This window comes from Mesorhizobium sp. WSM4819 (assembly GCF_055811215.1).
Genome location: NZ_JBVVQO010000019.1, coordinates 1 through 23,770 on the forward strand (window position 1 = coordinate 1; position 23,770 = coordinate 23,770).

Consider the following 23,770-nt stretch of genomic DNA (forward strand, 5'->3'; position numbering starts at 1 on the left):
AAAGCCTTGGATTCTTGCCCACTTCCTCATCGCGCTTGTGACCGAACCCCTCTCGCAGGAGTTGGGTGTCTCTCCCCATTGAGCGACGGACCTGCTGTGGCGCGCCACCCGCCAGATCGTCGCCTCTCTGATTGCAGCGATCTTTGCTCAACCTCCCTTGGCAACCCTGCGCCAAAATCTCCATGCCTTGCGACGATGGCGTGAACCACCACGAAAGCGCAAATTTCAGTCCATGCCGAAGCTATCTTAGCGCATATGCCCTTGAGGGAGGGTGACCGGCCCGGCCGCCGCGGCAGCTACTTAACCGGGATCATGAGATGTGCGTAGGGAGTGCCCGCCCACATCACATATGGCTTGGACGTGTCAGGTTTGGGGTCAGCCGGATAGCCCTGCATCATGTCCGTTGCGTTGACGATCATCACGTGCGGTCCGGTCTCCACCCAATTGTTGCCTTCCTCAGGCTTCGTCGCATAAGGATCGGTGTTGCTGCCATCGGTGCCGCCGGCCAGCATATACATGAAGCCGACCTTGCCCTTGGGCGGTTCCTTTTTTCCAATCCACGCCATTGCCCATTCCATCGCGTTGGCATCGCCACACATTGGATCCGGGCCAGGTGTGGCCGGGTTGTCCGGCATGCACCAGAAGCCGTTCGTGCCCTCGCGCAGTGTGCGCATTGCACCCTTCTCATCCATAGCGTGGATCGCAGCGCCGCTTGCTACAGCGGGGGGTGCGGCGGATTCAGCGCTCTTGATCATCGCAGCGTCATCGGCGGCTGCGCCTTGCATCGCAACCAAACTGCCCGCCGCCACAAGGGCAGCGACCGTCAGAAGCCGTTTCATGGCCGTTCTCCGGTTTTGAGTTGATCTTGTGCATGACGCACGGCCTCCCAGAGCCGTTTGTCGGTAGTTAAATCGTAGCAGATCGCGTGCACCGGGACAACGACGTTTTAGTAATTGCTAATATCTGTCGGGTTATACTAAAACTCTGTACGCGCTATCGAGGGGCCTTCCTTTGCCTTCAGCTCGAGCCGCCGCGCGTGCAGCACCGGCTCGGTGTAGCCGTTGGGCTGGACCCGGCCCTTGAAGACGAGGTCGCAGGCGGCCAGGAAGGCAATCGACTTGTCGAAGTCAGGGGCCATCGGCCGGTAGAGCGGATCGCCTGCGTTCTGGCGGTCGACGACGCCGGCCATGCGCTTCATCGTCTCCATCACCTGGTCTGAGGTGCACACGCCGTGATGCAGCCAGTTGGCGATGTGCTGCGAGGAGATGCGCAGCGTCGCGCGGTCCTCCATCAGGCCTATGTCATTGATGTCAGGCACTTTCGAGCAGCCGACGCCCTGGTCGATCCAACGAACGACATAGCCCAGAATGCCTTGCGCGTTGTTGTCGAGTTCGTTCTGGACCTCCTCCGGCGACCAGTTCGGCCGCACCTCTACCGGCACCGACAAGATGTCGTCGAGCTTTGCCTTGGGGCGGCTCTTCAGCGCCGCCTGCACGGCGTGGACGTCGACCTTGTGGTAATGGGTGGCGTGCAGTGTCGCCGCTGTCGGAGACGGCACCCAGGCGGTGTTGGCGCCGGCCCTGGGATGGGCGATCTTTTCCGCCAGCATCGCCGCCATCAGATCGGGCATCGCCCACATGCCCTTGCCGATCTGGGCGCGGCCGGCCAGCCCGCATTCCAGTCCGGTGTCGACGTTCCAGGCTTCGTAGGCGGCAATCCAGACGGCCTGCTTCATGTCGCCCTTGCGGATCATCGGGCCGGCTTCCATCGAAGTGTGGATCTCGTCGCCGGTGCGGTCGAGGAAACCGGTGTTGATGAAGACGACGCGATCTTTGGCGGCGCGGATCGCCTCCTTGAGGTTGACGGTGGTGCGCCGCTCCTCGTCCATAATGCCCATCTTGATGGTGTTTTTCGCCATGCCAAGCAGCGCCTCGACACGGTCGAATATCTCGACGGCGAAGGCAACTTCTTCCGGGCCGTGCATCTTGGGCTTTACGACATACATCGAGCCCGCGCGCGAGTTTAGCCGGCGGCCGTTCGGGCCGACATCGTGCAGCGCGATCAGCGCCGTCATCGCCGCATCCATGATGCCTTCCGGCACTTCGTTGCCGTCGCGATCCATTATCGCCGGATTGGTCATGAGGTGGCCGACGCTGCGGATCAGCATCAGCGAGCGGCCGGGCAGGGACAGCGCGCCACCATCAGGCGCGGTGTACGACCGGTCGGGATTGAGTTTACGCGTAAACGTGCTGCCGGCCTTGGTGATCTCCTCGGCAAGGTCGCCCTTCATCAGGCCGAGCCAGTTGCGGTAGACCAAAACCTTGTCCTGCGCATCGACCGCCGCGACCGAATCCTCGCAGTCCTGAATGGTGGTCAGCGCCGATTCCAGCACGATGTCGGCAATGCCGGCCGGATCGGTCTTGCCGATCTGGTTGCTGCGGTCGATCGATATTTCGACATGCAGGCCATTGCGGGTGAGCAGGACGGCTTCGGGATTAGCGGCGTCGCCGCGATAGCCGGCAAACTGTTTGGGATCGGCGAGCGTGGTGGCGCCGGCGCCCTCGCCCAGCCGCAGCATGCCGTTGGCCACGGAAAGCCCGTTCACCCCTGCCCATTTGCCGGTCGTCAGCGGGACCGAATCATCGAGAAAACCCTTCGCCCAGGCAATGACCCTAGCGCCGCGCTCGGGATTGAATCTGGCACCCTTCTCGGCGCCGTCGGTCTCTGGAATGGCGTCGGTGCCGTAGAGCGCATCATAGAGCGAGCCCCAGCGCGCATTGGCGGCATTCAGCGCGTAACGCGCGTTCATCACCGGCACCACCAATTGCGGCCCTGCAACCACCGAGATCTCGGGGTCGACATTGTCCGTCGCGACGGAGAAGGCCGGCCCGTCCGGCGCGAGATAGCCGATTTCCCTCAGGAAATCCTTGTAGGCTTCCATGTCGCTGGGCGCGCCATTGTCGCGATACCAGCGGTCGCTCTGGCCTTGCAGCGCGTCGCGCTTTGCGAGCAGAGCCCGGTTCTTCGGCGCCAAATCATCCACGATGGCGGAGAAGCCGGTCCACAAGGCGTCGGCTGCAATGCCGGTGCCCCGCAGCGCCTCGTTCACGACGAAATCATAAAGCTCGCGGGCAATCCGCAATCCGGCGATTTCGACGCGATCGGTCATCGGGGCTTTCTCCAGGCGAAAGGCTTTGGCCGGGCCTTTGACATGTCAGGGTGGCAGGGTCAATTCAGCTTAGGGTGAAGGTAGGGCATTTTCGCCGCCGGCCAAAGCCGCCAATCTCCCCCTTGTGGGCGCCCTTGTGGGGGAGATTGCGCTCTCCCTCAAACCGCGATCCTTGGCCTGCCCGACGCCACCGCCACCACATGCGCCTCGATAAACATGCGCTGGCCCTCGACGGTCGAAACGCGGAATTCGCTGGCGATCTCGATTTCGGCGCTGTCGGTGCCGGCGTCCCTGGCCCGCCCGGCGGCAATGGCGCGGACATCGGTTTCCGCTGCCGCGATCGCCGCCGCCTCGTCATTGAAGTCGCGCACGCTTTCGCCCGAGGCGACGCGAAACAGCCCTTCCTGGGGCTGGCTGACGCGCGCCTCTGCCGAAACCCTGACCTGGCCGACGACGGCGCCGAGCGCATTGGCGACATCGGTATCTTCGGGCACCACGCAGTCATGGCCGACCAGCGGTGGCAGCCCGGCATAATGCAGCGGCGCCGAGGCGCCGAGGCCGATGACCGGGCGGTCGAGCGCGACGCTCAGCCGGGCGATGCCGGGATGCGCGTCGACGGCGCGCTGGACCAGCGCGTGCGCCACGGTTGCCGCCCCATCCAGCCCGTCCTCGGCAAAGGCGGTTTCGAGGATGACTTCCGCCGACAGCCGGGTCAACGTGGTCAGCACCCGTTTCGAGATCGCCTCCGGTGAGGCGGCGATCGCCTGCCCGCGGCCGTCGCGCCTGCGGGCGAACAGCTCGGCACCGAGCCGAGCCGTGGCGGCATCCCAGTTGGCCTGCTTGCCCAGCACATGGGCGGCGTCCGACGGCGTAAAACCGGCGACATGCACCAGCCCGCGCGACACCAACCGGTTCAAGGTGGCGTTCTGGGCGTTTGATGTCAAAAGCCTGTCGACGGCGAGGGGCGTCGAGCCGATCAGCTCATAAAGCTTGGCCTCGGCGCCGGTCAGGCCGGCAGCCAGCCGCTCCGGCACGCCAGTCCTGACCGCCAGCCGGCCATCCATGCGGCTGGGGTTGGCCGTGCGGATTTGGCGTTCCAGTTCGACAGTCACCGCTTCGCCATGCATCATGCCGGCCAGCGCCAGCGGCACCAGGCGGCGCGGCCCGAGCAGGATTCTTGGGTTGAGCGCGCCATCCTCCAGCGTCACTTCGGAATCGCCGCCGAGTCCAAAGGTGCGCATGGCGACCGCCTCGACCATGGTGCGGAAGCCGCCGACGGTGGCGCCTTCCGGGTCAAGCCTGGGACGGCCCTGGTCGAGCACGGCAACGTCGGTGGTGGTGCCGCCGATGTCGGAGACGACTGCATTGTCGAGGCCGGTCATGTGGCGAGCGCCGACAAGGCTGGCGGCCGGGCCTGAAAGAATCGTCTCGATCGGCCGCTGGCGGGCGAAGGCGGCGGAAACCAGCGCGCCGTCGCCGCGCACCACCATCAGCGGGGCGGCGATGCCGCGCGCGGCAAGAAAGCCCTCGGTCGCCGCCACCAGCCGGTCGATCATCGAGATCAGCCTGGCGTTGAGCAGCGTCGTCAGCGCCCGGCGCGGGCCGCCGAGCTTGGCCGAAAGCTCGTGGCTGGCGGTGACCGGCAGGCCTGTTATGCCGCGGATCAGGTTCCGCGCGCTTAGCTCATGCGCCGGGTTGCGAGTGGCGAAATAGGCGCAGACGGCAAAGCCGGACACCGAGGCGCCGAGTTCCGGCAGCGCTGCCTCCAGCCCGGACAGATCGAGTTTTGCCGCATTGCCATGGACATCGTGGCCGCCCGGGCAGAACACCACAGGGTCGGTGCCGAGCGCGGTCTTCAGCCCGTCGCGGGCAAGGTCGCCCTCGGCAAAGCCGATCATCACCAGCGCGACGCGGCCGCCCTGGCCCTCGACCAGAGCGTTGGTGGCAAGCGTCGTCGACATCGACACCAGTTTTATCGCTGCCGGATCGGTGGCGGCTTTTTGCAGCACCGCATCGACCGCGCCCGAAATGCCGACCGCCAGATCGTGGCGGGTGGTCAGCGCCTTGGCCTTGGCCAGAACCTTTCCGTTAGCGCCGCCGGCTTCCGACCACAGCACGGCATCGGTATAGGTGCCGCCGGTGTCGATGCCGAGGAACAGGGGGGAGGATTTGGCGGTCATTGGCGGATCCGGGATTTTGCTCCCCGCCCTTAGCCGATACGCGCCGGCGGATAAAGCCGCGAGCGCTGGGCCACGAAGCCTGATCCCCCTCAGCTATGCGCGGACGGCTTCTCAATCGCCCATCTTCAGCGCCTGGATAAACGCCTCCTGCGGGATGTCGACCTTGCCGAACTGGCGCATCCGCTTCTTGCCCTCTTTCTGCTTGTCGAGCAGCTTGCGCTTGCGCGAGACGTCGCCGCCGTAGCATTTGGCGGTGACATCCTTGCGCAGCGCCGAGATCGTCTCGCGGGCGATGACCTTGCCGCCGATTGCCGCCTGGATCGGGATCTTGAACAGATGGTTCGGGATCAGTTCCTTCAGCTTCTCGCACATCAGCCGGCCGCGCTTTTCTGCCGCCGTGCGGTGGACCAGCATCGACAGCGCGTCGACCGGCTCCTCGTTGACCAGGATCGACATCTTGACCAGGTCGCCTTCCTTGTAATCGGTAAGGTGATAGTCGAAGGAGGCGTAGCCCTTGGAGATCGACTTCAGCCGGTCGTAAAAGTCGAAGACGACCTCGTTGAGCGGCAGGTCATAGGTCAGCATGGCGCGCTTGCCGACATAGGACAGGTCGGCCTGGATGCCGCGCCGGTCCTGGCAGAGTTTTAGGATACCGCCGAGATACTCGTCCGGCGTCAGGATGGTGGCGCGGATCCACGGCTCCTCGATGGCCGATATCTTGACCACGTCGGGCATGTCGGCGGGGTTGTGCAATTCCTTGGTCGTGCTGTCGTTCAACAGCAGCCGGTAGACGACCGACGGCGCCGTGGCGATGAGGTCGAGGTTGAACTCGCGCTCCAGCCGCTCCTGGATGATTTCCAGATGCAGCAGGCCGAGGAAGCCGCAGCGATAGCCGAAACCGAGCGCAGCGCTGGTTTCCATTTCAAAGGAGAAAGAAGCGTCGTTGAGGCGCAGCTTGCCGACTGCGGCGCGCAGATCCTCGAAATCGGCGGCGTCGACCGGGAACAGGCCGCAGAACACCACCGGCTGCGCCGGCTTGAAGCCGGGCAGGGCCTGTGCCGTCTGGCGCTTGTCCTCGGTGATGGTGTCGCCGACGCGGGTGTCGGCGACTTCCTTGATCGAACCGGTGAAGAAGCCGAACTCGCCGGGGCCGAGTTCGTCTACATTGATGCGGGCCGGCGTGAAGACGCCGGTGCGCTCGACCAGGTACTTGGCGCCGGTGCCCATCATGCGAATGGTCTGGCCCTTCTTCAGCACGCCGTCGATGATGCGGACCAGCACGATGACGCCGAGATAGGCGTCGTACCAGCTGTCGACCAGCATCGCCTTCAGCGGGGCAGCAATGTCGCCCTCGCGCGGCGGCGGCAAATCGTTGACGATCGCCTCCAGCACATCGGGAATCCCGAGGCCGGTCTTGGCCGAGATCAGCACGGCGTTGGAGGCATCGATGCCGATCACCTCCTCGACCTGCTCGCGGATGCGCTCGGGCTCGGCGGCCGGCAGGTCGACCTTGTTCAGCACCACGACGATCTCGTGGTTGTTGTCGATGGCCTGATAGACATTGGCCAATGTCTGCGCCTCGACGCCTTGCGAGGCATCGACGACCAGCAGCGAGCCCTCGCAGGCGGCCAGCGACCGCGACACTTCATAGGCGAAGTCGACATGGCCGGGCGTGTCGATCAGATTCAGGATATAATCCTCGCCATTGCTGGCGTGGTATTTCAGCCGCACCGTCTGCGCCTTGATGGTAATGCCGCGCTCGCGCTCGATATCCATCGAGTCCAGCACCTGCTCCTTCATGTCGCGCAGCTCCAGCCCGCCGGTCAGCTGGATCAGCCGGTCGGCAAGCGTGGATTTGCCATGGTCGATATGCGCGACGATGGAGAAATTGCGGATGTTCTTGATCGGCGTGGTCATGTCGGGCGCTTTAGCAGGGGCAGCTTGCCCGGGCAAGCGGCCGGGCGCCGCATGAGCCGCCAGCGATCGCAGCGTCGTTAAACTTTGCTCCATCAGATTAAGGCATAATTCGCGGCCTGCGTGACAGGACACGACCTGTTACCGTTTTGGGGAACACGAAATGCCACTGTCCGGAAGCCATTTTCTCAGTTCCGAGAGCGGCTCCTTAGCGCCGATACTCGCCATCATGCTTATCCCGATGTGTGCCGCTCTGGGCCTCTCGGTCGACTATAACGCGGCCATTGCGACCAAGGGCTCGATGCAGAATGCGCTCGATGCCGCGACCCTGGCGATCACCACGCTGCCGACCAGCACGTCATTGGCGGACCGTCAGGTGAAACTGCAGGAGTCGTTTGCGGCCAATAGCGGGCAAGGCACCGCCAAGCTCGACGGCTTCGTCGTCGCCGCCGACGGCACCGCCAGCATCAATGCTTCGGCCAGCTTTGCCATGCCGACGAACTTCATGCAGATCGCCCGCGTCGACACCGTGCAGATCGGCGTCGCATCGGCGGTGCGCAAGAGGCCGGCGCTGGTGCAGACCACGTTCAAGGTCCAAAAGGTGTCGGGCCATTGGAACAAGACGGTGTCGCTCTACGGCACGAAATTTATCGAGACGGCGGTCAACCCGTTGATGAAGATCACCTATGTCTACAACAACTTTGGTGATCCGAAAGGCTACGGCACGTCGACGGTCTATACGGTCAATGGAGCGACGGAGACGAAGGTCCAGGAACAAAAATGCACGACCAAGACGGTGCAGAATTTCAACAACCTGCCAACCGGGGCGATCACACAGGTTAGCGGCAACAAGAAATACCTGACCACCTGCACCAACACCATGTACCCGGCGAACGGCGCCGGCGCGGTGATCGATGTCAGCCTTATGGATTCACTGTTTCTGCAGATGGATGTGCCGGATGCCGCAAGAGCAAATCCGCCCAAGCCACCCGTGCTCAGATCCAACGATTCGGCGACATCGAACCGGCTGTACATCGACGGCGTCGAGATCGCGAACGGCGAGAAGGTGGACATCTTCACTGCAGTGCCATGCGGCCAATCCAGCCAGCAGGCCTGGGAGGACGGCGGAAATCCCGTCCCGGCTCCGGTGTCCAACGCCGACTTCTTCTACACCGTGGTCGGCAAATGCGACTTCAATCAACGGCCTTCGCAAACAGTGCTTACGCAGTAGGGGCAGGCGCCCGAGCTGCCAATCTCCCCCCTGTGGGGGAGATGGCCGGCAGGCCAGAGGGGGGCGCTGTCCCGCGGCCTTGCCAAGATTGAAAATCGCGCCGCCGTGATCCACCCCTGTTGCCAGGAGATTCGACCGCCTCTCCGGTTATCGATGCATCAACCTGGCGTTATGAAGTGTCCCGACGCCACTTGCACGCAAGGCCTACTGCCGCGCTCTACGTCGCCCCCTCTGTCCTGCCGGACATCTCCCCCACAAGGAGGGAGATTGTATGTCGCACCCGCTTTCGCCAATCTCCAGCGTCGCAAAAACGATGACCCTTCCGATCACGAAGCGGTGATGGCTGTAACGAACCGCTCTGCGGCGGCGAAGTGTGGACATGACCGGCGCTCGCAGCCCGTCGCAGCGGAGGACAGCCGATGACTGGATCAAAAGCAAAACGCAGCAGGAGCGCGACGCGCGCAGGCGCGGCGGCGCTGTTTTCGGCGACGATACTTTTTGCAACGGGGCTTTCGGTAACGGGGGCGGCCGCCGGCCAGCCGCTCACCGTGGTCGAGCTGTTCACCAGCCAGGGCTGCTCGTCCTGTCCGCCGGCCAACGCCAATCTGGTCAAGCTCAAGGACCAGCCCGGCGTGCTGGCGCTCTCCTTCAACGTCACCTACTGGGACTATCTCGGCTGGAAGGACACTTTCGGCAGAGAGGAATTCACCCAGCGCCAGGTCCGCTACGAGCCGTCGCTCGGCCGTTCGGGTCCTTTCACGCCGCAAGTGGTGGTCAATGGCAACGCCGATGCGGTCGGCGCCCGGCCCGGCGAGATCGAGCAGCTGATTTCGAGCAGCGGCCGCGCGAAAGGACCCTCGCTGTCGCTCGACGGCGGCAAGATCGCCATCGGCGCCGGCCCGGTGCCGGGCGGCAAGGCCGATATTTGGCTGGTGCGCTACCGGCAAGGCGTCATCGAAGTGCCGGTGGCGCGCGGCGAAAACTCCGGACGCACGCTGCCGCACGCCAATGTCGTGCATTCCCTCTCCAGGCTTGGCGCCTGGACCGGCGATGCCCTCGCGCTGCCGCTGCCGGCGGCCGCGAGCGGGCTCAGCACCGCGGTGCTGGTGCAAGTGCCAGCTGGCGGACAGATCCTGGCCGCCGCGACAAACTAGACTCTCGAGATTTGCGTAACGCCGCACGAGCGGCGCCGCACATGCCGGCCGCATCAGCGCGCCACCAACCCCAGAGGAGACCACCATGATCAACTTCACCCGCCTGACGCTGCCGGCGCTCGCCCTAGCGACGCTTTGCTCGACGGTGCTTTTTGCCGGCGGCATCGCCCGTGCCGAAGATGCGATGAAGCCCGCTGACCCGATGGCCACGGATGCCATGAAGCCCGCCGATGCGATGGCCACCGACGCGATGAAGCCGGCCGACCCGATGGCCGCCGAAAAGATGAAGGAATGCATGGACAAGGCAGCCATGGAGACCGACGCGATGAAGAAGGATGAGGCAACAAAGGCCTGCGACGCGATGGGCATGGCCAAGTAGGTCCCGCCTCGGCAGTCCCTGGCCCTGGCCGTTTCCTGTCCAGGTCTGGGACGGGTTCTTGCGGCCCGGCGCTGGGGCACCCTGCGCCGGCGCCGTGTTCCAAATACGCACGGCCCAACACGCACGGCAATGTGAGACGCCGGCGGGCCAATATGTTCTATAGTCACAACACCATCATGGGAGATCAGACATGACTGGCATTGGAGAACCCGCCGCGAAACGGTCGAAGAAATTCGCCTGGGGCGCGCTTGCGGCGCTGATGCTCGCGGCGGCTGGCGCCGCCTTGTGGCAGACGCCGGCGATCGCGGCCGAGGCGGCGGTGGTGATCCCGCCACCGGCGATGGACGAAAAACCCGCCGCCGGCACCGCCAGGGCGATCTTCGCCGGCGGCTGCTTCTGGGGCGTGCAAGGCGTGTTCCAGCACGTCAAGGGCGTGACCAGCGCCGTCTCCGGCTATGCCGGCGGCGACAAGGACACCGCCGTCTACGAGACGGTCGGCACCGGCCGGACCGGGCATGCCGAGGCCGTCGAGATCATCTACGAGCCGTCCAAAGTCAGTTACGGCCAGCTGCTGCAGGTGTATTTCTCGGTCGCGCACAACCCGACGCAGCTGAACTACCAGGGTCCGGACCGCGGCCCGCAATACCGTTCGACGATCTTTGCCGAAAGCGACGCGCAGAAGAAGATCGCCGAGAGCTATATCGCCCAGCTCGACAAGGCCAAGGTGTTTCCGGAGCCGATCGTGACCACGCTGGAGACGGGGAAAAAATTCTATCCGGCCGAGGACTACCACCAGGACTTTTTGACGCTGAACCCGACCTATCCCTACATCGTCTACAACGACCTGCCCAAGGTCGAGAATTTGAAGACGCTATTCCCAGACCTCTACAGCGACAAGCCGGTGCTGGTGCTGGCCGGCAACAAGAGCTGATCTTTGCCAGTGTGTACCTGGTGCGTCCTCATGGACGCATGTCGGCGTCAGGTGTGGTGAGGTACCAGGTCAGGCCGCGCCGAAAATGGTGGATTCCGAGAACCGGAACGGGGCGCACTTTCGGGTACGCGAGTAGCGCCGGGTGCAGGCCGGCTGAAATATCAACAAAGCTTATTGCACGCCCAGAAACTGCCGGAGCTCCGGCGTCCTGGGATTGGAAAAAACGTCCTCGGGGGCGCCGATCTCGTGGACACGACCCTGATGCATGAAAACGACGCGCGAGCAGACGTCGCGGGCAAAGCGCATCTCGTGGGTGACCATCACCAGCGTCATGCCTTCCGCCGCCAATTCCTTGACGACGGCCAGCACTTCGGCGACGAGCTCGGGATCGAGCGCCGAGGTGATCTCGTCGCATAGCAGCGCGATGGGCTGCATGGCGAGCGCCCGGGCGATCGCCACGCGCTGCTGCTGGCCGCCGGACAATTCGTCCGGCAACGCATCGAACTTGTGGGCGAGACCGACGCGGTCGAGCATTTTTCGCGCGACCGCCTCGGCGTCCTTCTTCGGCGTCTTCTTCACCACCATCTGCGACAGCATGACATTGCCGCCGGCGGTGAGATGCGGAAACAGGTTGAATTGCTGAAAAATCATGCCGACCTTCAGGCGCAGCGCCTTGAGATGCACCTCGTCGGGCAGGAACTGGGCGCCGGCGACGACGATCGAGCCTTCATCGATGGTCTCGAGCCCGTTGATGCAGCGCAGCAGCGTCGACTTGCCCGAACCGCTCTTGCCGATGATGGCGACGACCTCGCCCGGCGCGACGTCGATGGAAATCCCCTTCAGCACCTCGTTGTCGCCGAAGCGCTTCTTCACCTCAGTGATTGCGATGAGCGACATTGAGCTTCCTTTCCAGGAGCTGGCTGGATTTTGACAGCGGCCAGCACATAGCAAAGTAGATGAGCGCGACCAGGCCATAGACGGTGAACGGCTGGAACGTCGCGTTGGTGACGATCGAACCGGCCTTCGACAGTTCGACGAAGCCGATGATCGAGGTGAGCGCGGTGCCCTTCACCACCTGCACCGAGAAGCCGACGGTCGGCGGCACCGCCACTTTCAGTGCCTGCGGCAGGATGACGTAGCGCATCTGCTGGAGATAACCCATCCCGAGGCTGGCTGACGCCTCCCATTGGCCCTTGGCAATGCTCTCGACGCAGCCACGCCAGATTTCGGCGAGGAAGGCTGCGGTCCACAGGACGAGCGCGACACAGGCGGCAAGCCAAGCGGGAACGTCGATGCCCAACAGGCCAAGCCCGAAGAAAGCCAGAAAGAGCTGCATCAGCAGCGGCGTGCCCTGAAACAGCTGGATGTAGCCGCGTGACAGAAACTGCATCCCACGCCGGCCGCCGATGCGCAAGAAAAGCAGGGCCGCGCCGACGATGCCGCCACCGATGAAGGAGACCAGCGAGAGGACAACGGTCCAGCGGGCGGCCAGAAGCAGGTTGCGCAGGATGTCCCAGAAGCTGAACTCGGTCATGGCGCCTGTCTCATCGCGACGCCTTCCTCGGGAACAGCATCCCGCCCAGGCCGGCCAGCAGCTGGCGCAGCAGGATGGCGAGCGCCAGGTAGATCAAGGTGGAGACGATGTAGGTTTCGAAGGCCCTGAAATTGCGCGACTGGATAAAATTGGCGGCGAAGGTCAGGTCCTCAGCGGCAATCTGCGAAACGACGGCCGAACCCAGCATGACGATGACGATCTGCGACGACAGCGCGGGCCAGATGCGCTGCAGCGCCGGGACCAGAACCACGTGCCAGAAGGTCTGGAACGGGGTCATGGCGAGGCTGGCGCCGGCCTCGAACTGGCCGCGCGACGTGGCCTGAATGCCGGCGCGGATGATCTCGCAGCTGTAAGCGCCGAGATTGACGATCATGGCGAGGTTGGCGGCGGTCAGCTCCGACATCCTGATGGCAAGCGACGGCAGGCCGAAGAAGATGAAGAACAGCTGGATGAGGAAGGGCGTGTTGCGGATCAGCTCGACATAGGTCGCGACGACGGGTTTTAGCCATTTCGGCCCCAGCGCCCGCACCCAGGCGCAGGCAATGCCCAATGCCACGCCGAACACCGCGCCGATCAGGATGAGCTGCACGGTGATCCGGATGCCCTTGAGCAGCACCGGCAGAGATCCGATCAGCCAGCCGAAATCGAACTGATAGGTCATGGCTTGCACTCCGACCTCAGCCACACGCGGCGGGCGGCGATCACAGCTCAGCCGGCAGGTCCACCTTCAGCCATTTTTGCGAAATCGCGTTGAGGGCGCCATCGGACCTGGCGGCGGCGATGATGCCGTTGATCTTGGCCATCAACGCCGGCTGCTCCTTGTTCATGCCGATGTAGCAAGGCGAGTTCTTGATCAGGAACTTGAGCTCCGGCCGCTTGGGCGGGTTCTTTTCGAGGATGGCGGCGGCGACGACATTCCCGGTCGCGATCACCTCGACCTGGCCCGACAGGAAAGCCGAAATAGTGCCGTTATTGTCCTCATAGCGCTTGATCTCGACGCTCGTGGGCACAACCTTGGTCAGTTCGAGATCTTCGATCGCGCCGCGGGTGACGCCAACGGTTTTGCCGGCGAGGTCTTCCGCTTTTGCGACGGCGACGTCTGCCGGAGCGAACACGCCGTTGTAGAACGGAGCATAGGCTTCGGAAAAGTCTATGACCTTCTCGCGATCGGGATTCTTGCCGAGGCTGGAAATGACCAGGTCGACTTTGTTGGTCTGGAGATAGGGAATGCGGTTGGCGCTGGTGACCGGGACGATCTCGACCGTGGCGCCGAGCTTTTCGCCAATCAGATTGGCGATGTCGACGTCGTAGCCTTGCGGCGTCATGTCGGCGCCGACACTGCCGAAGGGCGGGAAATCCTGTGGAACGGCGATGCGGACGGTGCCGCGCGCCGCGATGTCGCTCAAGGCGTCGGCCCGCGCCTGCGGAAACGAAGCCATGGCCATTCCAACGGCGGCGGAGAAGGCCAGCATGCAGACATTGCGACGGTTCATTATCTTTCCCTTTGACTGGACAAAACCAATTGGTCGCCAGGGCAAAGCAACAGACATGCCAAACCATCGAAATCGCTGCGAATCGGACTTTCCCGGCGGAATTGGCAAGGTGGGATTGGCAAGGCAGTCTTCACGAGCCGCTGCCGCCCGAGCAATCGACTGCCTAAATATTGTGCAGTTCGGCGGTTTGCCAGTCAGTCGTAGGTCAGATCCGTCGCCTTGCCGCCGAAGACGCGGTAGGCATAAAACGAATAGAAAATGATGATCGGCAGCACCACCACCGTGCCGGCCAGGATGATGGCGAGGCTTTCCGGCGCGGACGCCGCCTGCCAGATGGTCAGCCTGTCGGGCACGACGAAGGGATAGAACGACCAGGCGAGGCCGGCAAAGCCCAGCGTGAAGATGGCGGCCAGCGTCAGGAACGGCGTCAGCGCATGGCGGTCGCCGGCCTTAGGCAGATGGAATGTCTGCCGCCACAGCCATGCGAACAGCACCGCCGACAGGACCGGCAGCGGCGACAAATAGAGCATGGCCGGCCAGACGAACCATTTGTCGAAGATGCGCGGACTGGCGAGCGGCGTGGCCAGCGAGACGGCGACCATGCCGAGCGCGGTCAGCACCAGCGCCCGGCGCAGCCATAGCACCGCCTTCCTCTGCAATTCGCCTTCCGTCTTGTAGATGACCCAGGCCGCGCCCATCGCCGCGTAGGCGGCGGCAAGGCAGAGCGCCACCAGCGCGCCGAAGGCCATGCCGCCGAGGCCGACATCAAGGCCCAGCACATAGATCCCCAGCATGTAGCCCTGCGCCAGCGATGCGATGACCGAGCCCAGAAAGAAGATGCGGTTCCAGCGATGCTTGTGACCGGCCGGCACCTTGGCCCGGAAATCGAAGGCAACGCCGCGCAGGATCAGGCCGACAAGGAGCAGGAAGACCGGAATGTAGAGCGCGGTGAGGATGGTGCCGTGCGCCAGCGGGAAGGCGACCAGCAGCAGGCCGACGGCCAGCACCAGCCAGGTCTCGTTGGCGTCCCAGAACGGGCCTATTGCGGCGATCATCGTGTCCTGCTCGGCGTCTCCGGCGGCTGCGAACAGGATGCCGATACCGAGGTCAAAGCCGTCGAGGATGACGTAGATCAGGATGGCAAGGCCCATCAGGCCGGCGAAGATGAGGGGGAGCAATGTCGGCCAGTCGAGGGTCATCGCCGTTCTCCTATTTCGCCGCCGGCTGCGACAGCGGCGCGTCGAGAACGCCCGGCAGCGGCGAGGCATCGCCGTCCTTCGCCGCCTTCAGCGCCAGATAGACCAGCACGCCGAGATAGGCGATCAGAAGCAGCGCATAGAGGATGAGATAGACCGCGAGCGACAGCGCGACCTGGCTGCCGGCGACCGGGCCGACGGCATCGACAGTTTTCAGCACGCCGGTGACCAGCCACGGTTGGCGGCCGATCTCGGTGGTGTACCAGCCAGCCAGCGTCGCCAGCCAGCCGGACAGCGCCATCGGCACCATCACCAGCGCCAGCGGTCTCGGCAGGCTGTGCCGGCGCTTGAGGAAAAAGGCGGCCGACCAGGAGACGACGAGCATCAGGACGCCGGTGCCGACCATGATGCGAAAAGCCCAGAACACCGGGAACACCGGCGGGTGGTTGCCGGCATAGTCGTTCAGCCCCGGCACGACGCCGCTGGCGCTGTGCCTGAGGATGAGGCTGGCGCCATCGGGGATGGTGAGCTCGAATTTGTTCTCCCTTGCCGCCTCGTCGGGAAGCGCGAAAAGGACCAGCGGCACGTTGGGGCCGGTGTTCCAGTTGGCCTCCATGGCGGCGATCTTCTGCGGCTGATGCTCGAGCGTGTTGAGGCCATGCTGGTCGCCGGCGAAGATCTGGATGGGGATCAGGATCGCCGCGGTGAAAACTCCGGTGCGCAAGGCCTTCCACATCGATTCCGAACGGTCGCCATAGAGATAGCGCAGCGCCGACAGGCCGGCGATCAGGAACGAAACCGTCAGGCCGGAGGCAAGCAGCATGTGGACGAGCCGGTAGGGCATGGACGGGTTGAAGACGATCGCCCACCAGTCGGTAGCGTGGGCTACGCCGTCGCGCATCTCGAAGCCGACCGGCGTCTGCATCCATGAATTGAGCGCGATGATCCAAAAGGCGGACAGGGTGGTGCCGCCGGCCACCAGCACGGTTGCCAGCGTGTGGATGCGGTTGGAGACGCGGCGGAAACCGAACAGCATGATGCCGAGGAACGCCGCCTCGAGGAAGAAGGCGGTGAGTATCTCATAGGCGAGCAGCGGGCCGGCGATGTTGCCGACGGTCTCCATGTAACCCGGCCAGTTGGTGCCGAACTGGAAGCTCATGGTGACGCCCGAAACCACGCCCATGGCGAAGGACAGCGCGAACACCTTCACCCAGGTGAAATAGGCGCGCATCCAGGCGGTATCGCCGGTGGCGTTGTAGCGAAGCTTGAAGAACAGCAGCAACCAGCCAAGCGCGATGGTGATAGCCGGAAACAGGATATGGAACGAGATGTTGGCGCCGAACTGGATGCGCGAAAGGATGAGCGGGTCCATGGCGGGCTCCGGCTGCTGCTATGTCAGGGAAGATAGGCCGGATGCGCCAGGCGGTCAAAGCGGCGTGGCGTCACGCGAGGCGGAACGCCGCAGGACCGCGCAGCGGTGGATGCGCCGATGTCCAGAATGTCAGGAGTGCCATTGACTTCCGGCCGCGCGCACCGACATTCAGCGGACTAAAATCAACAGACCTCCTTTCAAGCAGCCGTTTTTCAACCATGCCATCGATCATTGCCATTTCCGGGGTCACCAAGACCTACGCCACCGGTTTCAAAGCGCTGAAGGAGATCAACCTCGATATCGAGCGCGGCGAGATTTTTGCGCTGCTCGGGCCGAACGGCGCCGGCAAGACGACGCTGATCTCGATCGTCTGCGGTATCGTCAACCGCTCGTCGGGCACGGTCAGCGTCGACGGCCACGACATCAGCCGGGATTATCGCGCCGCACGCAGCCTCATCGGGCTGGTGCCGCAGGAACTGACCATCGACGCGTTCGAGAGCGTGTGGGCGACGGTCAACTACAGCCGCGGCCTGTTCGGCAAGCCGGCCAATCACGCCTTTGTCGAGAAAGTGCTGCGCGAACTGTCGTTGTGGGACAAGAAGGACGCCAAGGCGATCACCCTGTCCGGCGGCATGAAGCGGCGGCTGATGATCGCCAAGGCGCTGTCGCACGAACCGAGGGTGCTGTTCCTCGACGAGCCGACAGCCGGCGTCGACGTCGAACTTCGTCAGGACATGTGGGCGATGGTGCGCCGGCTGCGCGAGGATGGCGTCACCATCATCCTGACCACGCACTATATCGAGGAGGCCGAGGCGATGGCCGACCGCGTCGGCGTCATCAATCGCGGTGAGATCGTGCTGGTTGAGGACAAGGTGCAACTGATGCGCACGCTCGGCCGCAAGCGGCTGTTGCTGGAATTGCGCAGTCCGCTCGCCACCATACCCGAGAAATTGTCGCGCTACGCGCTGGAGCTTTCGCCGGACGGTGATCGACTGACCTACACCTATGACAACCAGAGCGAGCGGCCGGGCGTCGCCTCGCTGCTCCGCGACCTTGAGACGGCCGGCATCCAGTTCCGCGATATCGACACGCAAAACAGCTCGCTCGAGGAGATCTTCGTCAACCTGGTGAGGAAGGGCGCATGAACCTGCGAGCCGTCTGGGCGATCTACAAGATGGAAATGGCGCGCGCCTTTCGGACCGTGCTGCAGAGCATCGTCTCGCCGGTCATCTCGACATCGCTCTATTTCGTCGTCTTCGGCTCGGCCATCGGCTCGCGCATCACCGAGATCGACGGCATCAGCTACGGCGCCTTTATCGTGCCGGGGCTGATCATGCTGTCGCTGCTGACACAGTCGATCTCCAACGCCTCCTTCGCCATCTATTTCCCGAAATTCGTCGGCTCGATCTACGAACTGCTGTCGGCGCCGGTGTCCTATCTGGAGATCATCATCGCTTATGTCGGGGGTGCGGCGACCAAGTCGATCATACTCGGCCTGATCATCCTGGGGACCGCGTCGCTGTTCGTGCCGCTGACCATCGAGCATCCGTTCTGGATGCTCTCCTTCCTGGTGCTGACGTCGGTGACCTTCAGCCTGTTCGGGTTCATCATCGGCATCTGGGCGAAGAGCTTCGAGCAGCTGCAGCTGGTGCCGCTGCTGATCATCACGCCGCTTACCTTCCTTGGCGGCAGCTTCTATTCGATCGACATGCTGCCCGGCACCTGGCGCACGGTGACGCTGTTCAACCCAGTCCTTTATCTGGTCAGCGGCTTTCGCTGGAGCTTCTACGGCAAGTCCGACGTCTCGATCGGCATCAGCCTCGGCATGACCGTGGTTTTCCTGCTTATCTGCATAGCGATTGTCGCGTGGATTTTCAGGACCGGCTACCGGCTGCGGAACTGACCGAACGGCCTGCCCAGGCGACGCAGCGCCAGCATCCGAGCGATGTTCCCGACCCAAGACGACCAAATCTGGTGACGACGGTTGAAAGCGGCCGTGCGATGGCGGCGCTTGATTTCCATAAAATGTTATATATCGTGTTATCAATTGGCTGGCAGGTTGATTATGGAAGACGTCGTAAGGTCCCTTGGCTTCCTGTGCCTGGGCAGCAGGCTGAAGCGTATTGGCGAGCAATTGCAGGCGGATACGCAGCGCCTGCTCGACTGCCTCGATGTGCCGGTTCAGTCGAGCCAATACCCGCTGCTGGCTGCGCTCGACAGGCTGGGCCCGCTGCCAGTCGGGGAACTAGCGCAATCCCTCGGGGTCGCACAGCCAGGTGTAACGCGGAGCGTGTCGCTTCTGGCCGAATTGGGACTGGTCGAGGTCAGTCCATCGGATGATGACCAGCGGCGCAGGATTGTCTGCCTCACCCTGCACGGCCAGCGGCTGGTCGATGTTGCAAAGCACGACGTCTGGGCGCGCATCGAGAATGCCGTCGCGGATCTGTGCGCGGATCTTTCTGGGCCGCTTCTTGATCAGCTGGCCGCCATCGAGGACGGCCTCGCCGCGGCGCCTCTCGACCGTCGTGTAAAGAAGCCGGAAGTGCCACGCGATGAAATACCTGCTTGACCGTCCCGTGTGGAGCGCGCTTCGGACGCGACACCAAGCCTTCGCGCAAGGTGACGACCTCGCCATGCGGTATCGGCCCTCGATAGCTCCCTTCGCCGCCAGTGCCGCGGACGATGCGGAAAGCCTGCAGGCGCTCGGAAAACTTGTCTCCCCAGGCGAGAGTGCGATCCTGCTTCAGGCGGACGCCATTGCTCTGCCCGCGGAACTCTCGGCGACTTCGACCGCGCCCGGGGTTCAGATGATTGCCGAGCGGCCATTGCAGATGGTCTCCGACAACCGCGTGCAACGTCTGACGCGAGACGATGCAGCTGAGATGCTCGCCTTGGCATTGGTCACCAAGCCTGGCCCATTCACGCTCGAAGCCTTGAGCCTAGGCGATTTTTGGGGTGTGAAGATCGAGGGCCGACTTGCGGCGATGGCCGGCGAACGCATGAAGCAACCCGGCTATACCGAACTTAGCGGCGTGTGCTCACATCCGGAATTTCGGGGCGGTGGTCTGGGCAGGCTGCTGTCGCTGTTCGTGGCAAACCAGATAGCGGCGCGCGGCGAAGTTCCCTATCTCCACGCCTTTGCCAGCAACACCACGGCCATCGGATTATACGAGTCCATTGGCTTCAGGTTGAGAACCATGATGAACGTGGCCGTGGTTCAGCGCGCCGAATGAGCCCATCAGGCGCATTCCCGCGCATCAGGAAAAGGAAGGATTTCGTACCGACGAAATCCTTCCTTGGCGCTGCTAGCGCCTTGCAGTGATTCAGACCGCGATTTTGCCGCCGCCCTGTTTGGTGATGGCGACGACCGACGGCCGCACCGGCATATCGGGCTTGAAGTCAGGCCAGCGGGTCGATAGGTCCTCATAGTAGGAGGGACGGCCAAAAGCCTCCCAGTCCTCGCCGCCATCGGCCGGATGCTGGACCGCGACGAAGGCAGTCTGGTCGTCGGGCGTGAACAGCGGGCCGCAGAGTTCGGCGCCGATCGGCACGCGGAAGAATAGCTTCGAGGTCGCCCGCGCCTCGCCTTCGGTGTCGACCGCCCACAGGCCATCGGTGCGGCCGGTCGCCTTCGGGCCCTGGCCATCGGTCGAGACCCAGAGCCGGCCGGCCGCATCGATGGCGCAATTGTCTGGCATGCCGAACCAGCCATTGGCGGTCGTTGCAGTCGAGAAAGTAGCGCCGACTTCGGCCACCGAGGGATCGCCGCATTTCAACATGATTTCCCACTTGCCCTTGGTGGCAGTGAAATCGCCACCGTCCTCAACAATCTCGACGATGTGGCCGAAGGCGTTTTCGGCGCGAGGGTTGGCGGCGTCGACCTGTTCCGTCTTGCGCTTCGAATTGTTGGTCAGCATGACGTAGACCTTGCCGGTCGTCGGGTGGGGCTGAATATCCTCGGGGCGGTCCATCTTGGTGGCGCCGAGAAGATCGGCGGCAAGCCTTGTCCCGATCAGCACGTCGGCCTGGCCGGCAAAGCCGTTCTCGGCGGTCAACGGACCCTGGCCGTGAACCAGCGGCAGCCATTCCAGGGTACCGTCCTCGGCGAATTTGGCGACGTAGAGCGTGCCATCGTCGAGAAGATCCATGTTGGCGGCGCGGTCCTCGGCGTTGAACTTGCCGGCCGTGACGAATTTGTAGACATAGTCGAAACGCTCGTCGTCGCCTTGGTAGAACACCACACGGCCATCCTTGGCGACGATCGATTCAGCGCCCTCATGCTTGAAACGGCCCATGGCAGTGCGCTTCCGCGGCACCGAGGTCGGATCGTTGACGTCGACCTCAACGACCCAGCCGAAGCGATTCGGCTCGTTCGGCTCCTTGCCGATGTCGAAGCGGTCGTAATGCGCAGCCCATTCATAGGAGCCTTCGGGAATCCCCAGGCGCTTGTAGTTGGCGGCTTCCTTGTGGCCTTCCTGCAGCTCGCCCGAGAAATAGCCGTGTATGTTTTCCTCGGCCATGATGTAGGTGCCCCAGGGGGTGACGCCGCCGGCACAATTGTTGACGCTGCCGAAGACCTTCGTGCCGGTCGGATCGGCACTGGTCTTGACCCGGTCGTGGCCGGCGACGGGGCCGGACAGCGCCATCTCGGTGTTGGCGGTGATGCGGCGATTGAGCTTGCCGTCGCGCACCACCTGCCATTTGCCTGATACCTTGCGAACTTCGACGATGGTGCCGCCATGCGCGGCTATCTCGATATCGACCTGTTCCTTGCTCAGTGGGGCCTGCTTGGCCTCGCCATCGACGATGCTGACAAGGCCCGGGAACATCAGATGCGGATTGGTGTACTCGTGGTTGACCACCAGCAGGCCGTGCTCGGCCGAGCCGTCTATCGGGAGATAGCCGACATAGTCGTTGTTGTAGCCAAACTGTCTTTCCTGGGCCTGCGCCGACTGTTTTGTCGGATCAAATTCCGGCGAATCGGCAAACAGCGGATCGCCCCAGCGCAACAGCACGTCGGCGTCGTAGCCGGCAGCGACATGGTGCTTGTCGTCGACGCCTGCCTCGACCTCGTCGAAACTGAAGACCGAGCCGCCGCCGGCGCGGGCATCGTCGGCGAGGATCAGCGCGAGCGGGCTGACGGTGGCGGCGATGGCGGTTGCCGCGAGCGATCCCTGCAGAAAACTACGGCGCGAGAATCGCGCGGCGATGATTTCGCCCATCGTCTGGTTGTCAGTGGGATTGGTTCCTGGCCCATCGTTTTCCTCGAGCAGGCTGGTGCGGAAATGGGCGTCGGGGCGATGTTCAGTCATGGGGGCGTGCCTCTGGCTCTTTGGGATGGCTGGAGCGTGCTGCTTGACTGACCGCGTATCGCCAGCAGATCACAGTTTGATGACGTTGCCGACCAATTTCCAGCCCGATTTCATGTCTTTGATCAGGCCGCTTGACCGCGACCGACACTTCCGAAACAAGATCTGCGGCAGGCGCGCAAGCACTGCGTCGGGAGGAACAAAAAAGTGAGTTTCTGGGGACTGGGGCAGCTCGGCATTTCGACAGTGATCTTCCTGCTGGCGGCGACGGCGGCCAAGCAATGGGGGCTGGCGCCGAGCCTCGGCAAGATCGTTCTGACTCTGGCGCTCTATTCAGCGGGCAATCTGATCATGCTGAGGCTGATCCGTGAATTCGGCATGTCGGTGTCGTTCAGCCTGTCGGCGGTGATCCAACTGGTGTCTGTGAACGTGGTGGCACTGGTGTTCTTCGGCGAGCGCGTCAATTCGTTGCAGGCGACCGGCATCGTGCTCGCCGTCGCAGCGGTGGCGCTGATCACGCTCGGACCCTATCTGCAAAAACTGTAGTTGCGCATGACCCCGAAAATCGGAATCGATTTCGGAAAGGATCATGCGCGAAATCAAAGTGCTACAGCGTCCTTTGCGTCCAAAAGGACGCGCGGCGCTGTAGGACGATTGGCCCGATGAAGAATACCGCAAACAAGCTGCTCAACTGGATCGAATTCCCGGTGCTGTTGGCCGGACTGGTCATCGCCGGCGGGCTGTGGGGGTTCGAGGAGCTGATGGAGGTGGCGCGGGACACCACGCCGCACGCCTTCGACACGGAAATCATGCTCGTCTTCCGTGAAGCGGGACAGCCCGACAATCCGATCGGACCGCCATGGCTGGAAGGGGCGATGCGCGACATTACCAGCCTCGGCAGCGCCATCGTGCTCGGGCTGATCACAGTGGCGGTGATCGTCTATCTGCTGCTGATCCACAAGCCGGGAGCAGCGTTTCTGGTCTTCGTCGCGGTGGCGGGCGGGCAGGCCCTGTCGAGCACGCTGAAGCTCGGAATCGATCGGCCGCGCCCCGACCTGGTCTCGCATCTCGCCGACGTGGCGACGCTTTCGTTTCCAAGCGGCCATGCGATGCTGTCGGCGGTGACATATTTGACGCTGGGCAGCATGGCGTCGCGTTTCCTGCCTGGGCGAACGACCAAGATCTATGTGCTGGCACTTGCCGTGCTGACAGCACTGCTCGTCGGCATCAGCCGCGTCTATCTCGGCGTTCATTGGCCATCGGACGTGCTGGCCGGCTGGTGCGCCGGCTTCGCCTGGGCGATGCTGTGCTGGCTGGTCGCATGGGCGTTCCAGCGATGGCGCGGGCAGACCGCCGGAGCCTGAACCGCCCGTTCCGAACGACGCTGCGCCAATTCTCCTCTAAGTTGCGGCGGCTGGGGCGTGCTGGCCCAGCGGGCGCGCAGGCTCGCCAAGATGCAAACGGCCTGGTGTGCACATGTCTGACATGTGCATGATGATGCTTGAACCCTCATAATGATGGTATTATACATGGAATGCAGACTCAGACGGGGGTTTTAGCCAATGATCACTGCCGCGCAGATGCGCGCCGCAAGGGCTCTGGCCGGCATCGATCAGAAGACGCTCGCCGAGCGCGCCGGGGTTTCGCTTCCAACCATTCAGCGCATGGAAGCGAGCGACGGCGTGGTCAGGGGCGTGGTCGATACGCTGATGAAGGTCATCCAGGCCCTCGACCGGGCCGGCGTGGAGCTGATCGGCGAGAACCAGGCCAGCGAGCGCGGCGGCAGGGGGGTGCGCCTCAAGCCGGTCGTGCCGCAGAACCCGCCAGGCTGAGCCGATAGAGTCGCGACGGCGACCGCCGACAGTCCTGCCGACGATCCCGCCGCCT

The 23,770-nt window shown here is 63.5% G+C and carries 23 protein-coding genes; 11 read left to right on the top strand and 12 right to left on the bottom strand.

What is annotated here, in order from left to right; genetic code table 11:
• Nucleotides 1-296 precede the first annotated feature (296 nt).
• The 4 genes from AC0L18_RS18145 to lepA all read right to left on the bottom strand — a co-directional run bounded on the left by AC0L18_RS18145 (nt 297) and on the right by lepA (nt 7,266).
• Nucleotides 297-839, bottom strand: coding sequence for a hypothetical protein (locus AC0L18_RS18145; RefSeq protein ID WP_473493605.1), 543 nt, complete (start codon nt 837-839; stop codon nt 297-299).
• 137 nt (nt 840-976) lie between these two features.
• Complete coding sequence (locus AC0L18_RS18150; RefSeq protein WP_473493606.1) at nt 977-3,169, bottom strand: malate synthase G; 2,193 nt, start codon at nt 3,167-3,169, stop codon at nt 977-979.
• Nucleotides 3,170-3,327: 158 nt separating this feature from the next.
• On the bottom strand, nt 3,328-5,349 hold the full coding sequence (locus tag AC0L18_RS18155; RefSeq protein WP_473493607.1) for a hydantoinase/oxoprolinase N-terminal domain-containing protein: 2,022 nt from the start codon (nt 5,347-5,349) through the stop codon (nt 3,328-3,330).
• 111 nt (nt 5,350-5,460) lie between these two features.
• Nucleotides 5,461-7,266, bottom strand: coding sequence for a translation elongation factor 4 (lepA, locus tag AC0L18_RS18160; RefSeq protein WP_473493608.1), 1,806 nt, complete (start codon nt 7,264-7,266; stop codon nt 5,461-5,463).
• A 160-nt stretch (nt 7,267-7,426) separates the two neighbouring features.
• On the opposite strand from lepA, the gene AC0L18_RS18165 reads away from it, so the two are divergent.
• The 4 genes from AC0L18_RS18165 (at nt 7,427) to msrA (ending at nt 10,958) form a co-directional block, all read left to right on the top strand.
• Nucleotides 7,427-8,494: a TadE/TadG family type IV pilus assembly protein gene (locus tag AC0L18_RS18165; RefSeq protein WP_473493609.1), complete on the top strand. Its 1,068-nt coding sequence runs from the start codon at nt 7,427-7,429 to the stop codon at nt 8,492-8,494.
• 419 nt (nt 8,495-8,913) lie between these two features.
• On the top strand, nt 8,914-9,648 hold the full coding sequence (locus tag AC0L18_RS18170) for a DUF1223 domain-containing protein (protein ID WP_473493610.1): 735 nt from the start codon (nt 8,914-8,916) through the stop codon (nt 9,646-9,648).
• A gap of 85 nt (nt 9,649-9,733) precedes the next feature.
• On the top strand, nt 9,734-10,027 hold the full coding sequence (locus tag AC0L18_RS18175) for a pentapeptide MXKDX repeat protein (RefSeq protein ID WP_473493611.1): 294 nt from the start codon (nt 9,734-9,736) through the stop codon (nt 10,025-10,027).
• A gap of 190 nt (nt 10,028-10,217) precedes the next feature.
• A complete protein-coding gene (msrA, locus tag AC0L18_RS18180) occupies nt 10,218-10,958 on the top strand; it encodes a peptide-methionine (S)-S-oxide reductase MsrA (protein WP_473493612.1) in 741 nt (246 codons plus the stop codon).
• Nucleotides 10,959-11,129: 171 nt separating this feature from the next.
• Here the strand turns inward: msrA and AC0L18_RS18185 are convergent, their stop codons facing one another.
• The 7 genes from AC0L18_RS18185 to AC0L18_RS18215 form a co-directional block, all read right to left on the bottom strand.
• The gene (locus AC0L18_RS18185) at nt 11,130-11,855 is read right to left on the bottom strand and encodes an amino acid ABC transporter ATP-binding protein (RefSeq protein WP_027154711.1); all 726 of its coding nucleotides are present in this window, start codon (nt 11,853-11,855) and stop codon (nt 11,130-11,132) included.
• Entirely contained in the window at nt 11,833-12,492 is a 660-nt protein-coding gene (locus AC0L18_RS18190) for an amino acid ABC transporter permease (RefSeq protein ID WP_473493613.1), read from the bottom strand. The genes AC0L18_RS18185 and AC0L18_RS18190 overlap by 23 nt, the downstream gene beginning before the upstream one ends.
• Nucleotides 12,493-12,502: 10 nt before the next feature.
• Nucleotides 12,503-13,174, bottom strand: coding sequence for an amino acid ABC transporter permease (locus tag AC0L18_RS18195; RefSeq protein WP_473493614.1), 672 nt, complete (start codon nt 13,172-13,174; stop codon nt 12,503-12,505).
• Nucleotides 13,175-13,214: 40 nt separating this feature from the next.
• A complete protein-coding gene (locus AC0L18_RS18200; protein ID WP_473493681.1) occupies nt 13,215-13,985 on the bottom strand; it encodes a transporter substrate-binding domain-containing protein in 771 nt (256 codons plus the stop codon).
• Between the two features lie 215 nt (nt 13,986-14,200).
• Nucleotides 14,201-15,205 (bottom strand): cytochrome d ubiquinol oxidase subunit II, encoded by a 1,005-nt coding sequence (locus AC0L18_RS18205; protein ID WP_473493615.1) that lies wholly within the window; start codon nt 15,203-15,205, stop codon nt 14,201-14,203.
• A 10-nt stretch (nt 15,206-15,215) separates the two neighbouring features.
• On the bottom strand, nt 15,216-16,574 hold the full coding sequence (locus tag AC0L18_RS18210; RefSeq protein WP_473493616.1) for a cytochrome ubiquinol oxidase subunit I: 1,359 nt from the start codon (nt 16,572-16,574) through the stop codon (nt 15,216-15,218).
• Nucleotides 16,575-16,644: 70 nt separating this feature from the next.
• The gene (locus tag AC0L18_RS18215) at nt 16,645-16,806 is read right to left on the bottom strand and encodes a hypothetical protein (protein ID WP_156941598.1); all 162 of its coding nucleotides are present in this window, start codon (nt 16,804-16,806) and stop codon (nt 16,645-16,647) included.
• Here AC0L18_RS18215 and AC0L18_RS18220 point away from each other — a divergent pair.
• From AC0L18_RS18220 to AC0L18_RS18235, 4 genes are all read left to right on the top strand, one after another.
• Complete coding sequence (locus AC0L18_RS18220; RefSeq protein ID WP_473493617.1) at nt 16,793-17,719, top strand: ABC transporter ATP-binding protein; 927 nt, start codon at nt 16,793-16,795, stop codon at nt 17,717-17,719. The genes AC0L18_RS18215 and AC0L18_RS18220 overlap by 14 nt on opposite strands.
• Entirely contained in the window at nt 17,716-18,477 is a 762-nt protein-coding gene (locus AC0L18_RS18225; protein WP_027154718.1) for an ABC transporter permease, read from the top strand. Before AC0L18_RS18220 ends, AC0L18_RS18225 begins: the two co-directional genes overlap by 4 nt.
• A gap of 162 nt (nt 18,478-18,639) precedes the next feature.
• Nucleotides 18,640-19,143, top strand: coding sequence for a MarR family winged helix-turn-helix transcriptional regulator (locus AC0L18_RS18230; protein WP_473493682.1), 504 nt, complete (start codon nt 18,640-18,642; stop codon nt 19,141-19,143).
• A complete protein-coding gene (locus tag AC0L18_RS18235) occupies nt 19,127-19,807 on the top strand; it encodes a GNAT family N-acetyltransferase (RefSeq protein ID WP_473493618.1) in 681 nt (226 codons plus the stop codon). Before AC0L18_RS18230 ends, AC0L18_RS18235 begins: the two co-directional genes overlap by 17 nt.
• A 90-nt stretch (nt 19,808-19,897) precedes the next feature.
• Here the strand turns inward: AC0L18_RS18235 and AC0L18_RS18240 are convergent, their stop codons facing one another.
• Complete coding sequence (locus tag AC0L18_RS18240; protein WP_473493619.1) at nt 19,898-21,886, bottom strand: PhoX family protein; 1,989 nt, start codon at nt 21,884-21,886, stop codon at nt 19,898-19,900.
• A 204-nt stretch (nt 21,887-22,090) separates the two neighbouring features.
• Between AC0L18_RS18240 and AC0L18_RS18245 the strand changes: the two genes are divergently transcribed.
• The 3 genes from AC0L18_RS18245 (at nt 22,091) to AC0L18_RS18255 (ending at nt 23,715) form a co-directional block, all read left to right on the top strand.
• The gene (locus tag AC0L18_RS18245) at nt 22,091-22,429 is read left to right on the top strand and encodes a hypothetical protein (RefSeq protein ID WP_027154722.1); all 339 of its coding nucleotides are present in this window, start codon (nt 22,091-22,093) and stop codon (nt 22,427-22,429) included.
• 116 nt (nt 22,430-22,545) lie between these two features.
• On the top strand, nt 22,546-23,247 hold the full coding sequence (locus AC0L18_RS18250; protein ID WP_473493620.1) for a phosphatase PAP2 family protein: 702 nt from the start codon (nt 22,546-22,548) through the stop codon (nt 23,245-23,247).
• A 198-nt stretch (nt 23,248-23,445) separates the two neighbouring features.
• Nucleotides 23,446-23,715 carry a helix-turn-helix domain-containing protein gene (locus tag AC0L18_RS18255; protein WP_023801411.1) on the top strand — a complete coding sequence of 90 codons (270 nt, stop codon included), beginning with the start codon at nt 23,446-23,448 and terminating at the stop codon, nt 23,713-23,715.
• Nucleotides 23,716-23,770 lie beyond the last annotated feature (55 nt).

What these genes read in the sequence shown, in the direction of transcription:
- AC0L18_RS18145 (WP_473493605.1), bottom strand. Translation starts at nt 839, where the DNA reads ATGAAACGGCTTCTGACGGTCGCTGCCCTTGTGGCGGCGGGCAGTTTG.
- AC0L18_RS18150 (WP_473493606.1), bottom strand. Translation starts at nt 3,169, where the DNA reads ATGACCGATCGCGTCGAAATCGCCGGATTGCGGATTGCCCGCGAGCTT.
- AC0L18_RS18155 (WP_473493607.1), bottom strand. Translation starts at nt 5,349, where the DNA reads ATGACCGCCAAATCCTCCCCCCTGTTCCTCGGCATCGACACCGGCGGC.
- lepA (WP_473493608.1), bottom strand. Translation starts at nt 7,266, where the DNA reads ATGACCACGCCGATCAAGAACATCCGCAATTTCTCCATCGTCGCGCAT.
- AC0L18_RS18165 (WP_473493609.1), top strand. Translation starts at nt 7,427, where the DNA reads ATGCCACTGTCCGGAAGCCATTTTCTCAGTTCCGAGAGCGGCTCCTTA.
- AC0L18_RS18170 (WP_473493610.1), top strand. Translation starts at nt 8,914, where the DNA reads ATGACTGGATCAAAAGCAAAACGCAGCAGGAGCGCGACGCGCGCAGGC.
- AC0L18_RS18175 (WP_473493611.1), top strand. Translation starts at nt 9,734, where the DNA reads ATGATCAACTTCACCCGCCTGACGCTGCCGGCGCTCGCCCTAGCGACG.
- msrA (WP_473493612.1), top strand. Translation starts at nt 10,218, where the DNA reads ATGACTGGCATTGGAGAACCCGCCGCGAAACGGTCGAAGAAATTCGCC.
- AC0L18_RS18185 (WP_027154711.1), bottom strand. Translation starts at nt 11,855, where the DNA reads ATGTCGCTCATCGCAATCACTGAGGTGAAGAAGCGCTTCGGCGACAAC.
- AC0L18_RS18190 (WP_473493613.1), bottom strand. Translation starts at nt 12,492, where the DNA reads ATGACCGAGTTCAGCTTCTGGGACATCCTGCGCAACCTGCTTCTGGCC.
- AC0L18_RS18195 (WP_473493614.1), bottom strand. Translation starts at nt 13,174, where the DNA reads ATGACCTATCAGTTCGATTTCGGCTGGCTGATCGGATCTCTGCCGGTG.
- AC0L18_RS18200 (WP_473493681.1), bottom strand. Translation starts at nt 13,985, where the DNA reads ATGCTGGCCTTCTCCGCCGCCGTTGGAATGGCCATGGCTTCGTTTCCG.
- AC0L18_RS18205 (WP_473493615.1), bottom strand. Translation starts at nt 15,205, where the DNA reads ATGACCCTCGACTGGCCGACATTGCTCCCCCTCATCTTCGCCGGCCTG.
- AC0L18_RS18210 (WP_473493616.1), bottom strand. Translation starts at nt 16,574, where the DNA reads ATGGACCCGCTCATCCTTTCGCGCATCCAGTTCGGCGCCAACATCTCG.
- AC0L18_RS18220 (WP_473493617.1), top strand. Translation starts at nt 16,793, where the DNA reads ATGCCATCGATCATTGCCATTTCCGGGGTCACCAAGACCTACGCCACC.
- AC0L18_RS18215 (WP_156941598.1), bottom strand. Translation starts at nt 16,806, where the DNA reads ATGATCGATGGCATGGTTGAAAAACGGCTGCTTGAAAGGAGGTCTGTT.
- AC0L18_RS18225 (WP_027154718.1), top strand. Translation starts at nt 17,716, where the DNA reads ATGAACCTGCGAGCCGTCTGGGCGATCTACAAGATGGAAATGGCGCGC.
- AC0L18_RS18230 (WP_473493682.1), top strand. Translation starts at nt 18,640, where the DNA reads ATGGAAGACGTCGTAAGGTCCCTTGGCTTCCTGTGCCTGGGCAGCAGG.
- AC0L18_RS18235 (WP_473493618.1), top strand. Translation starts at nt 19,127, where the DNA reads ATGAAATACCTGCTTGACCGTCCCGTGTGGAGCGCGCTTCGGACGCGA.
- AC0L18_RS18240 (WP_473493619.1), bottom strand. Translation starts at nt 21,886, where the DNA reads ATGACTGAACATCGCCCCGACGCCCATTTCCGCACCAGCCTGCTCGAG.
- AC0L18_RS18250 (WP_473493620.1), top strand. Translation starts at nt 22,546, where the DNA reads ATGAAGAATACCGCAAACAAGCTGCTCAACTGGATCGAATTCCCGGTG.
- AC0L18_RS18255 (WP_023801411.1), top strand. Translation starts at nt 23,446, where the DNA reads ATGATCACTGCCGCGCAGATGCGCGCCGCAAGGGCTCTGGCCGGCATC.